This window comes from Roseovarius atlanticus (assembly GCF_001441615.1).
GTDB classification, from domain to species: Bacteria; Pseudomonadota; Alphaproteobacteria; order Rhodobacterales; family Rhodobacteraceae; genus Roseovarius; species Roseovarius atlanticus.
In genome coordinates, this window is the sequence record NZ_LAXJ01000002.1 from 26292 (window position 1) to 39620 (window position 13329).

15 protein-coding genes are annotated in these 13329 nt (G+C 65.5%); 11 read left to right on the top strand and 4 right to left on the bottom strand.

All coding sequences use genetic code 11. The annotated features are described in order from the left end of the window. The 4 genes from lpxA (at nt 1) to XM53_RS00395 (ending at nt 3546) form a co-directional block, all read left to right on the top strand. Entirely contained in the window at nt 1–795 is a 795-nt protein-coding gene (gene lpxA / locus XM53_RS00380; protein ID WP_057789198.1) for an acyl-ACP--UDP-N-acetylglucosamine O-acyltransferase, read from the top strand. Between the two features lie 7 nt (nt 796–802). Next, entirely contained in the window at nt 803–1723 is a 921-nt protein-coding gene (locus tag XM53_RS00385) for an LpxI family protein (RefSeq protein WP_057789199.1), read from the top strand. Further along, on the top strand, nt 1720–2883 hold the full coding sequence (lpxB, locus tag XM53_RS00390) for a lipid-A-disaccharide synthase (protein ID WP_057789200.1): 1164 nt from the start codon (nt 1720–1722) through the stop codon (nt 2881–2883). The genes XM53_RS00385 and lpxB overlap by 4 nt, the downstream gene beginning before the upstream one ends. 144 nt (nt 2884–3027) lie before the next feature. Continuing rightward, nucleotides 3028–3546 carry an REP-associated tyrosine transposase gene (locus XM53_RS00395; protein WP_057789201.1) on the top strand — a complete coding sequence of 173 codons (519 nt, stop codon included), beginning with the start codon at nt 3028–3030 and terminating at the stop codon, nt 3544–3546. 10 nt (nt 3547–3556) lie between these two features. Here the strand turns inward: XM53_RS00395 and mnmA are convergent, their stop codons facing one another. Beyond that, a complete protein-coding gene (mnmA, locus tag XM53_RS00400; protein ID WP_057789202.1) occupies nt 3557–4693 on the bottom strand; it encodes a tRNA 2-thiouridine(34) synthase MnmA in 1137 nt (378 codons plus the stop codon). Between the two features lie 366 nt (nt 4694–5059). On the opposite strand from mnmA, the gene sciP reads away from it, so the two are divergent. Together sciP and ctrA are read left to right on the top strand one after the other, a co-directional pair. Beyond that, on the top strand, nt 5060–5323 hold the full coding sequence (gene sciP, locus XM53_RS00405; protein WP_057789203.1) for a CtrA inhibitor SciP: 264 nt from the start codon (nt 5060–5062) through the stop codon (nt 5321–5323). Between the two features lie 106 nt (nt 5324–5429). After that, nucleotides 5430–6152 carry a response regulator transcription factor CtrA gene (gene ctrA / locus XM53_RS00410; RefSeq protein WP_057789204.1) on the top strand — a complete coding sequence of 241 codons (723 nt, stop codon included), beginning with the start codon at nt 5430–5432 and terminating at the stop codon, nt 6150–6152. A 20-nt stretch (nt 6153–6172) separates the two neighbouring features. On the opposite strand, the gene XM53_RS22905 is transcribed toward ctrA, so the two are convergent. Continuing rightward, on the bottom strand, nt 6173–6436 hold the full coding sequence (locus XM53_RS22905; protein ID WP_144435401.1) for a hypothetical protein: 264 nt from the start codon (nt 6434–6436) through the stop codon (nt 6173–6175). 35 nt (nt 6437–6471) lie between these two features. On the opposite strand from XM53_RS22905, the gene ligA reads away from it, so the two are divergent. Both ligA and recG read left to right on the top strand, forming a co-directional pair. After that, a complete protein-coding gene (ligA, locus tag XM53_RS00415; RefSeq protein ID WP_057789205.1) occupies nt 6472–8592 on the top strand; it encodes an NAD-dependent DNA ligase LigA in 2121 nt (706 codons plus the stop codon). After that, a complete protein-coding gene (gene recG, locus XM53_RS00420) occupies nt 8589–10679 on the top strand; it encodes an ATP-dependent DNA helicase RecG (RefSeq protein ID WP_057789206.1) in 2091 nt (696 codons plus the stop codon). Before ligA ends, recG begins: the two co-directional genes overlap by 4 nt. Before the next feature lie 14 nt (nt 10680–10693). Here recG and XM53_RS00425 read toward each other — a convergent pair whose 3' ends face one another. Further along, the gene (locus tag XM53_RS00425) at nt 10694–10942 is read right to left on the bottom strand and encodes a hypothetical protein (protein ID WP_057789207.1); all 249 of its coding nucleotides are present in this window, start codon (nt 10940–10942) and stop codon (nt 10694–10696) included. A 217-nt stretch (nt 10943–11159) separates the two neighbouring features. Here XM53_RS00425 and XM53_RS23880 point away from each other — a divergent pair, with 217 nt between their 5' ends. Further along, the gene (locus XM53_RS23880; RefSeq protein ID WP_268873912.1) at nt 11160–11282 is read left to right on the top strand and encodes a hypothetical protein; all 123 of its coding nucleotides are present in this window, start codon (nt 11160–11162) and stop codon (nt 11280–11282) included. 274 nt (nt 11283–11556) lie between these two features. Next, nucleotides 11557–12423: a cation diffusion facilitator family transporter gene (locus XM53_RS00430; RefSeq protein WP_057789208.1), complete on the top strand. Its 867-nt coding sequence runs from the start codon at nt 11557–11559 to the stop codon at nt 12421–12423. A 23-nt stretch (nt 12424–12446) separates the two neighbouring features. Here XM53_RS00430 and XM53_RS00435 read toward each other — a convergent pair whose 3' ends face one another. Continuing rightward, nucleotides 12447–12893, bottom strand: a complete 447-nt coding sequence (locus XM53_RS00435; RefSeq protein WP_057789209.1) for an iron-sulfur cluster assembly scaffold protein — start codon at nt 12891–12893, stop codon at nt 12447–12449. Nucleotides 12894–12960: 67 nt separating this feature from the next. On the opposite strand from XM53_RS00435, the gene hisI reads away from it, so the two are divergent. Continuing rightward, nucleotides 12961–13323 carry a phosphoribosyl-AMP cyclohydrolase gene (gene hisI / locus XM53_RS00440; RefSeq protein WP_057789210.1) on the top strand — a complete coding sequence of 121 codons (363 nt, stop codon included), beginning with the start codon at nt 12961–12963 and terminating at the stop codon, nt 13321–13323. Nucleotides 13324–13329 lie beyond the last annotated feature (6 nt).

Consider the following 13329-nt stretch of genomic DNA (forward strand, 5'->3'; position numbering starts at 1 on the left):
ATGGCCGAGACGCGCATCCATCCCAGTGCGGTCGTCGAGGACGGCGCAAAGATCGGCGCGGAGGTCGAGATCGGCCCGTTCTGCCATGTCGGCCCCGAGGTGCGGCTGGGCGACGGCGTGGTGCTGAAATCCCATGTGGTCGTCACCGGCGATACCGAGGTGGGTGCCGAGACGGTCATCTTTCCCTTCGCCTGCATCGGAGAGATCCCGCAGGACCTGAAATTCGCCGGCGAGAAAACCCGGCTGGTCATCGGCCAGCGCAACCGCATCCGCGAGCATGTGACGATGAATTCCGGCACCGAAGGCGGCGGCGGCATCACCCGCGTGGGCGATGACGGGCTTTTCATGGCCGGCTGTCACGTGGCGCATGACGTGCAGGTGGGCAACCGGGTGATCATCGTCAACAACGCCGCCCTTGCCGGGCATTGCGTGGTCGAGGACGACGTGATCATCGGCGGGCTTTCGGGTGTGCATCAATGGGTGCGCATCGGGCAGGGCGCCATCATCGGCGCGGTCACGATGGTGACCAACGACGTCATACCATACGGTCTGGTCCAGGCGCCCCGCGGGCATCTGGACGGGCTGAACCTGGTGGGGCTCAAGCGGCGCGGCGTGGCGCGCAAGGACATCACCGCGCTGCGTGCCGCGTTCCAGATGCTGGCGCAGGGCGAAGGCGCGTTCCAGGACCGCGCCCGCCGGCTGGGCCAGGAGACCGAAAGCGATTATGTCCGCCAGATCGTGAATTTCGTGCTGGCCGACAGTGATCGGTCCTTCCTGACCCCGGGCGCGGGATGAGGCGCCCGTGACGCTGGCGCTGATCGCCGGGCAGGGCGGCCTGCCACCACAGCTGGTGCGGGTCATGCTGGCCCGCGGCGAGGTGCCGGTCGTCTGCGAGATCGAGCAGTTCCCGTCGGACGTGAAAGGCGAGCTGCCGCGGCTTGGCTTTCGGCTGGAAACGCTGGGAACCTTCATTGCCACCGCCAAGGAGATCGGCGTCACCCGGATCTGCATGGCCGGGGCCATGCGCCGCCCGCCCATCGACCCGTCGAAAATCGACGCGGCCACGCTGCCGCTGGTGCCCAAGGTGCAGGCCGCTTTGACCAATTCGGGCGACGACAGCACGCTGCGCATTTTCACCGAGATTTTCGAGGAGGCGGGGCTGGAGGTGATCGGCGCGGCCGAGATCGACCCGTCGCTGCTGCCGCCGGAGGGTGTGACCGGCAACTTGCCGGACGACGTGGAACAGGACATCGCCGTGGCCGAGGCGGCCCTGGCCGATCTGGCTGCCAAAGATGCAGGCCAGGCCGTGGTGGTGCGCGGCGGCACGGTGATCGCCCGCGAAGACGCCCGCGGCACCGACGCCATGCTGAGCGATCTATGCCCCGAGACGCCGGACCACGGCATCTCGCACGACCCGTTTGAGATGATGGGCGACATGCTGGACAGCGTCGCCGATTGGCTGAGCGGCCCGGTGGCCGAGGCGCGGGCGGCCGAAGACACCAGCGAGGGCGGCATCCTCTTCAAGGCGCCGAAGCCGGGGCAGGAGCTGCGCGTGGACATGCCGCTCATTGGCCTCGGCACCGTCATGCGCGCCGCCGAGGCGGGGCTGGCCGGCATCGTGATCGAGGCCGGGGGCGTGATGCTGCTCGATCCCGACGGCGTGGCAGAGGTGTTGCGCGCACAAGGGATGTTCCTTTGGGTCCGGCCACGGACAGCGTCATGAAGGTGTTCGTCATCGCCGGCGAGGCGTCGGGCGACCGGCTGGGGGCCGCGCTGATGGCGGGCCTCAAGTCTCTGACCGAGGTGGAATTCGCCGGGGTGGGCGGCGACCAGATGCAAGCCGAGGGGTTTACGTCGCTCTTTCCAATGGAAGAGCTGAGCGTCATGGGGCTGGTCGAGATCCTGCCCAAGTATTTCCCCCTCAAGCGCCGGATCCGGGAGACGGCCCAGGCGGCGATCGACTATGCCCCAGACGTGGTGATCGGCATAGACAGCCCCGATTTCTGCCTGCGGGTCGCGAAGATCATCAAGGACCGCAGCGACCTGCGCACCGTGCATTACGTCGCCCCCTCGGTCTGGGCGTGGCGGCCCAAGCGCGCCGTCAGGATGGCACAGGTGATCGATCAGGTGCTGGCGCTCTTGCCGTTCGAGCCGCCCTATCTGGAGGCCGCAGGCGTGGACTGCGATTTCGTCGGGCACCCTGTGGTGAATGATGAACCCGCGTCCGAAGCGGAAATCGCGGAGTTCCGCGCCGATCACGGCCTTGGCGACGCGCCGGTGCTCCTGGTGCTGCCCGGCTCGCGCGGCAGCGAGGTGGCGCGGCTGGGCCCGATCTTTGGCGAAGCTGTCCGCGAGGTCTGCGCGGAACGGCCCGATCTGCGTCTGGTGATCCCGACCGTGACCACCCGCGCGCAACAGGTGACGGACCTGGTGGCCGACTGGCCCGGCACCCCGGTGGTCGTCGCGTCCACGGGGCAGAGCGACCGCGACAAGCGGACCAAGGCGGCAGCATTCGGCGCGGCGCAAGGGGCACTGGCGGCGTCGGGCACCGTCTCGCTGGAACTGGCCGCCGCCGACACGCCCATGGTCATCGCCTATGACACCAACTGGATCACGCGCGAGATCATCCGCCGGATGCTGATCATCGACACGCTGACGCTGGTAAATCTCGTCTCCGAGACCCGCGCGATCCCCGAATTCAACGGCGAGCGCTGCCGCGCGGACCTGATTGCACCGGGGGTTCTGGACATGCTGGACAATCCCGGCACGCAGCGTGACGCGATGCGCCTGACGATGGAGCGTCTGGGCCGGGGCGGCGAGGATCCGGGCCTGCGCGCCGCCCGCGCGGTGCTGGACCGGATGCCGAAAGCGTCCTGCCTTTAACCTGAGACATCTATAAAGGCAGGGCGCGTGCAATCCTTGCTCGTCGAGAAGCGCACGGCCGCAAGCTGTGATCCAGGTTTTGGTCGCACGCCTTGGCTGACGCGCCGCGCGCCCACGTCAATCGCACGTTAACGGGAATCACCCATGCTTCGAGACATGGTACAGCTTCTTCCTCTTCGCCGCCGGGGCGCGACGCTATTCGTCTCGCTTTCCCTGGCCGAGCCCGATGCAACCACGCTGGTGGATGAAATCGACCAACTGCAAGCCACGGTGCGCATGGTCCGGGACCTCTGGCCGTTCGAGCTGGACGCCTGGGTGGTCCTGCCCGACCACCTGCACGCAGTCCTGACCTTGCCATTCCGAGACGACGACCTTGCCATTCGGCTCAACACGATCAAGGCCCGGTTCGCCGCGCGCGTCTCGAAACGGGCGATGACACCCAGCCAGATCGCGGCCGGCGGGACGCATCTGTGGTCCGCGCAGGACAAGGTCGCGCCGATCCGCTCCCGGGCCGATATGGAAATATTTCGCCGCCAATGCTGGACCGACCCGGTGCGCCACGGCTTCGTCGGCGATCCGCATGACTGGCCGTACTCGTCCTATCACCGCAACAGCCGGACCGATCCGCGGCGCGCGGCCCCGGACATCCGCGCCTCGGCCTGAAACGCGCCGCTCAGCCTTTCCAGATCCAGCCGCCACCCAGGATCCGGCTGCCCTCGGTCTGGTAGAACACGCAGGCCTGACCGGGCGAGACGCCTTCCTCGGCCACCATCAGCTCGACTTGGGCCGTGTCCGGCCCGGTGGGGCGAATGACCGCCTCGCGCGGGGGGCGGGTGGAGCGGACCTTGACCGAGACGTGCCACTCGGGACGGCTCTGAAACTCCTGGTCACCCAGCCAGTTGATCTCGCGCACCGGTACGGTGCGCGTGGCCAGCATTTCCTTGGGCCCCACGATGACGCGCTGCGACTCGACATCCAGCTTGACCACGTAAAGCGGTTCGTCCAGGCCGCCGATACCAAGCCCCCGGCGCTGGCCGATGGTGTAATGGATCACGCCGTCATGCTGCCCCAGGACGCGACCATCGGCATGGACGATCTCGCCCGGCTCGGCCGCGCCGGGGCGCAGCTTTTCGATGACGCTGGCATAGTTGCCACCCGGCACAAAGCAGATGTCCTGGCTGTCGGGCTTGTCCGCGACGGGCAACCCATAGCGCGCCGCCAGTTGCCGCGTCGCGTCCTTCGACGGCAGGTGCCCCAGCGGAAAACGCAGGAACTCCAGCTGTTCCGGCGTGGTCGAGAACAGGAAATAGCTCTGGTCGCGGTTCGCGTCCGCCGCGCAGTGCAGCTCCGCCCCCCGGTCGCCCAGCTTGCGCTGGATGTAATGGCCCGTCGCCATGCAATCGGCGTCAAGATCCTTGGCCGTTTCCAGCAGATCCTTGAACTTCACCCGCTCGTTGCAGCGGATGCAGGGCACCGGCGTGGCACCGGCCAGATAGCTGTCGGCAAACTCGTCGATCACCGCGTCCTTGAAGATGTTCTCGTAGTCCAGGACGTAATGCGGAAAACCCATCTCCTCGGCCACGCGGCGCGCGTCGTGAATGTCGACACCGGCACAGCAGGCGCCTTTCTTGGCCAGCGCCGCGCCATGATCGTAAAGCTGCAGCGTCACGCCCACCACGTCATAGCCTTCCTCGGCCAGTTGCGCCGCCACGACCGAGCTGTCGACGCCGCCCGACATGGCGACGACGACCCGCGTGTCGGCGGGCGCCTTGGGAAATCCGAGAGAGTTCAGTTCAGGATCGAGCGGCATGGCGTGTCTCCGGGGTTTGCCGGAATATAAGGGCGATCGCGCCCATGTTAAGAGCGCGCGGTGTGGCCTGTCGTGGCGGCGCTGTCAACCCGTCCGCGCCGGCCCGAGCGATAGGGCACGCCGATCCGATCTTGGCGCAAGCAGAATTTGCGTAAATTCTGCCTTGGAAAATACGTATTTTCCAAGGCATTTTCTTCGAAGAAAATGCTCTCTCCCGGCGTCAAAAACGCGCGCACCGTGCCGGATGCCTGCCCGGTCGCCTACCGCTTTAGGAAAATCCGACGCATTCACGCCTCCCGCGTTTCATCCGGCGTTAAGGACAAATCCCCGATCCTGCCGGGGTTGTATCTTAAGGGGTGAACCAGGATGTATCTCAAGAAGGTCGAAGGCCTCCGCGCCGTGACGCTGCCCGACGGGTCGGTCATGACGCGCGCGGACCTGCCGCCGCCCGACACGCAGCGATGGGTGGCGTCTCGTAAACTTCAGGTTGTCCGGGCCGTGGCGCACGGTCTGATCGCCAGGGCCGAGGCCGAGGCGATGTACCAGCTCAGCGCCGAGGAGTTTCAGGAATGGCTTGACGCCGTATCGCGTCACGGCGCGGACGGATTGAAGGTCACGGTGTCGAAATGAATCGACAACCTGAGGTGGAAAACGCTATTTGTTCTCTTGGAGTAACCAGCGGTTAACCAATTTTCGGGAAGGTTGGACGAGACAAAGCTACCAGCGGAGATGGAACATGCGCGTCCTTTTGGTCGAAGACGACCCGAACACCTCGAAAAGCATCGAGTTGATGCTGACCCATGCCAACCTCAACGTGTACAGCACGGACCTTGGCGAGGAAGGGATCGATCTGGCCAAGCTTTACGATTACGACCTGATCCTTCTCGATCTGGGCCTGCCGGACATGAACGGGCACGAGGTGCTGCGGCAACTCAGGCTTGCGCGGATCGACACGCCGATCCTGATCCTGTCGGGGGCCGACGACACCGAGAACAAGATCAAGGGCTTCGGCTTTGGCGCCGACGACTATCTGACCAAGCCGTTCCACCGCGAGGAGCTGGTGGCGCGGATCCACGCGATCATCCGCCGCTCCAAGGGGCATTCGCAGTCGATGATCCGCACCGGCAAGGTGAACGTGAACCTCGACGCAAAGACGGTAGATGTGGCTGGCAAGACCGTGCACCTGACGGGCAAGGAATACCAGATGCTGGAACTACTGAGCCTGCGCAAGGGCACGACGCTGACGAAAGAAATGTTCCTTAACCATTTGTACGGCGGCATGGACGAGCCGGAGCTGAAGATCATCGACGTGTTCATCTGCAAGCTGCGCAAGAAGCTGGCCGAGGCGACGGGCGGCGACAATTACATCGAAACAGTCTGGGGCCGCGGCTATGTGCTGCGCGATCCGGACCCGACCGAGGGGAAAGGCGACGGCCCGCGGCTCGCCGTAGGCGCGTGAGCGCCGGTTGGCAATAGTGATCAGGCCGTTCCGATGCGGCAGGCGTGTCGCATCACACCGGGCACATACGCTTGGCCTGACGCAACTTCGGGCTTTATCTCTGCACGTTTCCTGACCGGGTCCGGCATCAGCGCCGGGCCCGTTTCCTTTGCGAGCACGAGGTCGGAATATCGGGCATTCAAGACGGCAGCGGCGTAGCGGTACCAGGGATCGGCTGCGCCTGCTCGACCATCAAGTGAAATCGGCAATTCAGCTTCGGTGCGAAAGGCTTTAACACGTCCCATAAGAAGTTCACTGTCAGACGCACAAAGGACAGGGCATGACCGCCGACACCCCCGTAGACACGCTGACCGAAGAGGACGCCCGCGCCGAACTGGCACGGCTGGCCGGGCTGCTGGCCGAGGCCAATACCGCCTATCACCAGAATGACGCGCCCGAGATCACCGATGCCGAGTACGACCGGCTGAAAGCCCGCAACGCCGCCATCGAGGCGCGGTTCCCCGAGTTGAAACGCGACGACAGCCCAAGCGAGCAGGTCGGCGCCGCCCCGGCCGACGGCTTTGCCAAGGTGACCCATGCGGTGCGGATGCTGAGCCTGTCGAACGTGTTCGACGACGCCGAGGTCATCGAATTCGACGACCGCATCCGCCGCTATCTTGGTCTCAAGTCCGATGCACCGCTCACATACACGGCCGAGCCCAAGATCGACGGCCTCAGCCTCAGCCTGCGCTACGAGGGGGGCAAACTGGTGCAGGCCGCCACGCGCGGCGACGGCGCGGTGGGCGAGAACGTCACCGCCAACGCGCGGACCATCGACGATATCCCCGTGACGCTGAAAGACGCGCCCGACGTGCTGGAAGTGCGCGGCGAGGTCTACATGAGCCATGCCGATTTCGAGGCGCTGAACGCGCGGCAGGCCGAGGCCGGCGCCAAGACCTTTGCCAACCCGCGCAACGCCGCCGCGGGCTCGTTGCGCCAGCTCGACAGCAGCATCACCAAGGCGCGGCCCTTGCGGTTCTTCGCCTATGCCTGGGGCGAGGTGAGCGAGGCCCTGGCGGAAACGCAAAAGGCCGCGATCGACCGGCTGGCCGACCTGGGGTTCCAGACCAACCCGCTGACCGCGCTCTGCGACGGCCCGGCCGAGATGCAGGCGCATTACGACAAGATCGAACAGCAGCGCGCCAGCCTGGGCTATGACATCGACGGCGTGGTCTACAAGGTGAACGACCTTGACCTGCAACGCCGGCTCGGCTTTCGCAGCACCACGCCCCGCTGGGCGACGGCGCACAAGTTCCCCGCCGAGCTGGCCTGGACCACGCTAGAAAAGATCGAGATCCAGGTGGGCCGCACGGGCGCGCTGTCGCCCGTGGCGCGGCTGACCCCGGTCACCGTGGGCGGCGTAGTGGTCAGCAACGCCACCCTGCACAACGAGGATTACATCAAGGGCCTCGACAGCAAGGGTCAGGAGATTCGCGGCGGCAAGGACATCCGCGAGGGCGACTGGGTGCAGGTCTACCGCGCCGGCGACGTGATCCCGAAAGTGGCGGATGTGGACCTGGAAAAGCGGCCCGAGGGGGCAAAGCCCTACGACTTCCCGAGGATCTGCCCCGAATGCGGCTCCGAGGCGATCCGCGAGGATGGCGACGCGGTGCGGCGCTGCTCCGGCGGTCTGATCTGTCCCGCGCAGGCCGTCGAAAAGCTGAAACATTTCGTCTCGCGCGCGGCGTTCGATATCGAGGGGCTGGGCGCGAAGCAGGTCGAACAGTTCTATCACGATGGCTGGATCAACGAACCGGCCGATATCTTCACCTTGCAAGACCGTTACGGGTCGGGCGTGAAGCAGCTGAAGAACCGCGAAGGCTGGGGCGAGAAAAGCGCCGAGAACCTGTTCCAGGCCATCGAGGACAAGCGCACGATTCCCTTTGGCCGCGTCCTTTTTGCGCTTGGTATCCGCCACGTGGGCGAGCAGGCCAGCAACCTGATCGCCCGCAGCTATGGAAGCTGGGAGGTGTTTACCGAGGCGATGGACGCCGCGAAAGACTGCGAAGGCCCGGAATGGGAGAACCTTCTGTCCATCGACGGGGTGGGCGAGGTCATGGCCCGCAGCCTGGTGACCGCCTTCGCCCAGGAACACGAGCGCGAGAGCATCGACCGGCTGACCGCGCACCTGACGATTCAGGAGGCCGCGGCCCCGGCCACCGATGGCAGCCCCGTTGCGGGCAAGACGGTCGTCTTCACCGGCACGCTGGAAAAAATGACCCGCGCCGAGGCCAAGGCGCGGGCAGAGGCTTTGGGCGCCAAGGTCTCGGGCTCGGTGTCGGCCAAGACCGACCTGCTGGTCGCCGGGCCGGGGGCGGGCAGCAAGGCCAAGAAGGCCGAGGAGCTGGGCATCGAGACCATCGACGAGGATGGCTGGCTGGAGCTGATCGGCGACGCATGACGACACGGCCCGAAATCCTCTTTCCGCTTTTCGCGGAGCTGGAAACGCTGGAAGGCGTGGGGCCCAAGACCGCCAAGTCGCTGGAGGCGCTGCACGTCACAAAGCCCCGCGACCTGTTGTTCACGCTGCCCCATTCCGGCATCGACCGGCGCAAGCGCGACACGGTGCAGGGCGCGGACCTGCCCGGCACGGTCACGGTCGAGGTCTTGGTGGGCCGGCACGACCCGCCGCGGTCGCGCGGGCGGCCTTACCGGATTCAGGTCGAGGATGCCCGGGTGGCCTTTCAACTGGTGTTCTTCAACGGGCGCGACGACTACCTCAATCGCGTGCTGCCCACCGGCGCGCGGCGGGTGGTGTCGGGCAAGGTGGAGCTGTTCGACGGGATGGCGCAGATGGTGCATCCCGACCATATCCTGCCCGTGGAAGAGGCAGGCGAGATCCCCGATTTCGAGCCGGTCTACCCGCTGACCGCCGGGGTGACGCAAAAGACGATGGCCAAGGCCGTTCGCTCGGCGCTGGCCCGTGCGCCGCATCTGGCCGAATGGATCGATGCGTCGCAAAAGGCCAAAGAGACCTGGCCGGACTGGCACGCGGCGCTGGACCACGCCCATAGCCCCAACAACATGGGCGACCTTGCGGCGACCGATCCGGCCCGCACGCGGCTGGCCTATGACGAGTTCATGGCCCATCAGCTGACCCTGGCACTCGCCCGCGCCAGGATGCGCCGCGGCAAGGGGCGGGTCAGCGAGGCCACTGGCGCGCTGCAAGACAAGGTGCGTGCCGCCTTGCCCTATACCCCCACCGGCGCGCAGAGCCGCGCGATTACCGATATCAGTGCAGACATGGCCAAGCCCTTGCGCATGAACCGCCTGCTGCAAGGCGATGTCGGCGCGGGCAAGACGCTGGTCGCGCTCATGGCGCTCCTGGTCGCGGTCGAGGCGGGCGGGCAGGGGGTGATGATGGCCCCCACCGAGATCCTGGCGCGGCAACACCTGGAAGGGTTGCGCCCCCTGGCCGGGTCGGCGGGCGTGGTGCTGGAACTGCTGACCGGCCGCGACAAGGGGGCGGAGCGGCGCGCCAAGCTGGAGGCGCTCAAGCGCGGCGATATCCAGATCCTCGTGGGCACCCACGCCGTGTTCCAGAAGGACGTAGAATTTCACGATCTGCGGCTGGCGGTGGTCGATGAACAGCACCGCTTTGGCGTGCGCCAACGGCTGGAGCTGGGGCGCAAGGGCACCGCCGTCGATGTGCTGGTGATGACCGCCACGCCCATTCCGCGCAGCCTGGCTCTGGCGCAATATGGCGACATGGATGTCAGCATCCTGGATGAAAAACCGCCGGGCCGGAAACCGATCAAGACCGCGCTCGTCAACATGGCGCGGATGCAGGAGGTGGTCGATCACCTGAAGGGCGCCATCGCCGAGGGGCGGCAGGCCTATTGGGTCTGCCCGCTGGTCGAAGATTCTGAAGTTATGGACCTCACGAGTGCCGAGGAACGCTTCAAGCACCTGCGCGCCGCTCTGGGAGAGGGCCGCGTCGGGCTGGTGCACGGCCAGATGCCTCCCGCCGACAAGGACGCGGCGATGGCGGCCTTCCAGTCGGGCAAGACCAGCGTGCTTGTCTCCACCACAGTGATCGAGGTGGGCGTGGACGTGCCCAACGCCTCGATCATGGTGATCGAACGGGCCGAGCATTTCGGGCTGGCGCAACTGCACCAGCTGCGCGGCCGGGTAGGGCGGGGCGAGGCGCAGTCGACCTGCCTGTTGATGTATCTGGCGCCCTTGTCCGAAGGCGGCCAGCGCCGGATGGACACCATGCGCGAGACCGAGGACGGGTTTCGCATCGCCGAGGTCGATCTTGAAATGCGCGGCGTGGGCGACCTCATCGGCACCGCGCAATCGGGGCTGCCGCGGTTCCGCGTCGCGGATATGGAGGCCCAGGCGGGGCTGATGGCCACGGCCCAGACCGATGCGCGCAAGCTTCTGACGGACGACCCCGAGTTGACGTCTGAGCGCGGGCAGGCCGCCCGCGTGCTGCTGTGGCTGATGGGCCAGGACGAGGCGATCCGCCTGTTGTCGGTTGGCTGAGGCCGCCGCGCCGCTCAGAAGAAATCGAAATGATCGGTCATCGTGAAATCCGAGACCGGCTCAGGCTCTGGCGCCACGTCCATATCGTCGCTGCCTGACCCGCCTGTCTGATAGCTGCTTATCAGGATATCTGACAACTCGTACGCGGTTTCATCGGTGGGCTCCGAAGCCTTGAAATCGAAACTGTCACGCACGTCCTCGCGCTGAACCGGGGTGCCGAAAGAAACGAGGTCGCTCCACTTCTTGTGATCCTTGTCCGCCATTTTCCATGTCCTCTTGCGTTGAAATTTGTAACTGGAAGTCGCCGCCGGCCTGCGAAAGGTTCAAAGAAAAATTGCAGCCAGATAAGCGCTATTTATCAAAGGCTTGAGCGCTTAATTCCACAAAAGTTCGCAAATGTTCTTATAAAGTTCTTTACAAATGGTTTCCAAAATGAGAACAAAGGGGCAACAGAAGTTCACGGCACCAAGGAGCCAACCGATGCTGACCCAGATCAAGACCGCTGCCAAACGCTCTGCCGACACTCTGCTCGGTGATTTCATCGGCGGTGCGGCGCTGGTCGTCACGCTGGTGGGCGGGCTCTACCTTCCGGGACTGATGTAACCGTTTCTGCCTGCGTATATCCCTTGCGCGTCGCGCTTGCGTCTCCTGTCCCCTGACGCGGCCTGATACTGTCCCCTTTGTCCGGGGTGTTGCCTCTTCCCCGGACACGACGCGCCAAAGCGGATCACGCATTCCTTCCGCCGCCGCTGTTCCAGCGTGCGGCGGTTTTTTTTTGCGTGCGTCCCGCCCCAGATTATTCGTACGAAGTATCTGGGGCACGCTTGATTGCGGGCACGTGCGCCACGTGACAGGTTGCGCGCACAAGGAGACCGCAATGCACGACCACGCCCACGGGCACAGCCACGTTCCGAAGAAGGAACGCACCATCGCCATCGCGGCAGCCCTGACAGGGGGCTTCATGCTGGCCGAACTCGTGGGCGGGATCCTATCGGGCTCGCTGGCACTCTTGGCCGATGCGGGGCACATGCTGACCGATTTCGCCTCGCTGATGCTGGCCTGGTTCGCCTTTCGCATCGCCCGGCGGCCGGCAGACTGGAAGCGGACCTATGGATATGACCGGTTCTCGGTGCTGGCGGCCTTCGTCAACGGCCTGACGCTGTTCGCAATCGCGCTCTGGATCGTGATCGAGGCGGTGCGGCGGCTGGCGCAACCGGTCGAGGTGCTGGGCGGGCTGATGCTGTGGGTGGCGCTGGCGGGGCTGGTGGTGAATATCGTCAGCTTCTGGGTGCTGACGCGCGAGGACAGTGACAACCTGAACATCCGCGCCGCAGCATTGCACGTGGCGGGGGACCTGCTGGGCTCCGTCGCGGCTATCGTCGCCTCGCTGGTGATCCTGTGGACAGGCTGGATGCCCATCGACCCGATCCTTTCGGTGCTGGTGGCGGTGATCATCCTGCGCTCGGCGCTGAAAGTGGTGCGTGAAAGCGGGCACATCCTGCTCGAGGGCGCGCCCGGCGGGTTCGACCGGCGCGAGGTGGCCGAGGCACTGACGCGCGACGTGCCGGGCGTGGCCGAGGTCAGCCACGTTCATGCCTGGCAGGTTACGCAGGAGCGCCCCATGGCGACGCTGGACCTGTCGGTGAGCGACGGGCACGATGCCGAGACGGTCAAACAGGCGGTGCGTGACAGGCTGCGCGAAGACTACGGCGTGGATCACGCGACGATCGAAGTGGTGCGCTGACAAGAGTCTTCGTACGAAGACTCTCAGGCGGTGGCGCGGGCCTCTTCCATCGCCTCGGTCGCGGCCTCGAGCGTCAGCAGAATGGACGCATGGCGGTTCTTGTAATCCTGCGCCGGGCGCAGCACTTCCAGCCCGTCAAAGGGTGACGGAGGCGTCGGTCCGTCGGATTTCAGCATGGCCTTCAGCGCGTCGCGCGCCTCGACCACCTGGGGATAGGTGCAGCCGATGATCGCGCCGCCCACCACGCTGGCCGCCGCTTGCCCCAGCGCACAGGCCTTGACCTCGGCGGCATAGTCGGTGATCCGGTCGCCGTCGGTTTTCAGGTCCACCGTCACGGTCGAGCCACACAGCGGCGCGCGGCGCTTGACCGTCGCCTCCGGCGCATCCAGCCGCCCGTGATGCGGGATGTCGGCGGCCAGTTCCAGGATCCGCGCGGAGTAAAGCTTGATCAGGTCGGTCTCGCCGCTCATGGCTTTCCCTTTCGTCGTTGACCCCATAGATAAGGGCTGACACCGTCAAGGCAAAAGGTTTTCTGACATGGAGTTCGATGTTTCCAGCTTGCGCTTCAACGACCAGGGCCTGATCCCGGCCATCGCGCAAGATGCGGCCAGCGGCGAGGTCTTGATGATGGCGTGGATGAATGCCGAGGCCGTGGCCCGAACGCTGGAGACGGGCCGCGTCACCTATTGGAGCCGTTCGCGCCAAGCCTTCTGGGTCAAGGGAGAGACGTCGGGGCACATACAGAAACTGGTGGACTTCCGGGTGGATTGCGACCGCGACTGCCTGCTGGTGTTGGTCGACCAGACAGGGCCGGCTTGTCACACCAACCGGCGCAGCTGTTTCTATACCGGCGTGCAGGACGGATTGGAGGTCGAGCTTATGGAACCCGTCACGCCGTGAGTATTT

What these genes read in the sequence shown, in the direction of transcription:
- lpxA (WP_057789198.1), top strand. Translation starts at nt 1, where the DNA reads ATGGCCGAGACGCGCATCCATCCCAGTGCGGTCGTCGAGGACGGCGCA.
- lpxB (WP_057789200.1), top strand. Translation starts at nt 1,720, where the DNA reads ATGAAGGTGTTCGTCATCGCCGGCGAGGCGTCGGGCGACCGGCTGGGG.
- XM53_RS00395 (WP_057789201.1), top strand. Translation starts at nt 3,028, where the DNA reads ATGCTTCGAGACATGGTACAGCTTCTTCCTCTTCGCCGCCGGGGCGCG.
- mnmA (WP_057789202.1), bottom strand. Translation starts at nt 4,693, where the DNA reads ATGCCGCTCGATCCTGAACTGAACTCTCTCGGATTTCCCAAGGCGCCC.
- sciP (WP_057789203.1), top strand. Translation starts at nt 5,060, where the DNA reads ATGTATCTCAAGAAGGTCGAAGGCCTCCGCGCCGTGACGCTGCCCGAC.
- ctrA (WP_057789204.1), top strand. Translation starts at nt 5,430, where the DNA reads ATGCGCGTCCTTTTGGTCGAAGACGACCCGAACACCTCGAAAAGCATC.
- XM53_RS22905 (WP_144435401.1), bottom strand. Translation starts at nt 6,436, where the DNA reads ATGGGACGTGTTAAAGCCTTTCGCACCGAAGCTGAATTGCCGATTTCA.
- ligA (WP_057789205.1), top strand. Translation starts at nt 6,472, where the DNA reads ATGACCGCCGACACCCCCGTAGACACGCTGACCGAAGAGGACGCCCGC.
- recG (WP_057789206.1), top strand. Translation starts at nt 8,589, where the DNA reads ATGACGACACGGCCCGAAATCCTCTTTCCGCTTTTCGCGGAGCTGGAA.
- XM53_RS00425 (WP_057789207.1), bottom strand. Translation starts at nt 10,942, where the DNA reads ATGGCGGACAAGGATCACAAGAAGTGGAGCGACCTCGTTTCTTTCGGC.
- XM53_RS23880 (WP_268873912.1), top strand. Translation starts at nt 11,160, where the DNA reads ATGCTGACCCAGATCAAGACCGCTGCCAAACGCTCTGCCGACACTCTG.
- XM53_RS00430 (WP_057789208.1), top strand. Translation starts at nt 11,557, where the DNA reads ATGCACGACCACGCCCACGGGCACAGCCACGTTCCGAAGAAGGAACGC.
- XM53_RS00435 (WP_057789209.1), bottom strand. Translation starts at nt 12,893, where the DNA reads ATGAGCGGCGAGACCGACCTGATCAAGCTTTACTCCGCGCGGATCCTG.
- hisI (WP_057789210.1), top strand. Translation starts at nt 12,961, where the DNA reads ATGGAGTTCGATGTTTCCAGCTTGCGCTTCAACGACCAGGGCCTGATC.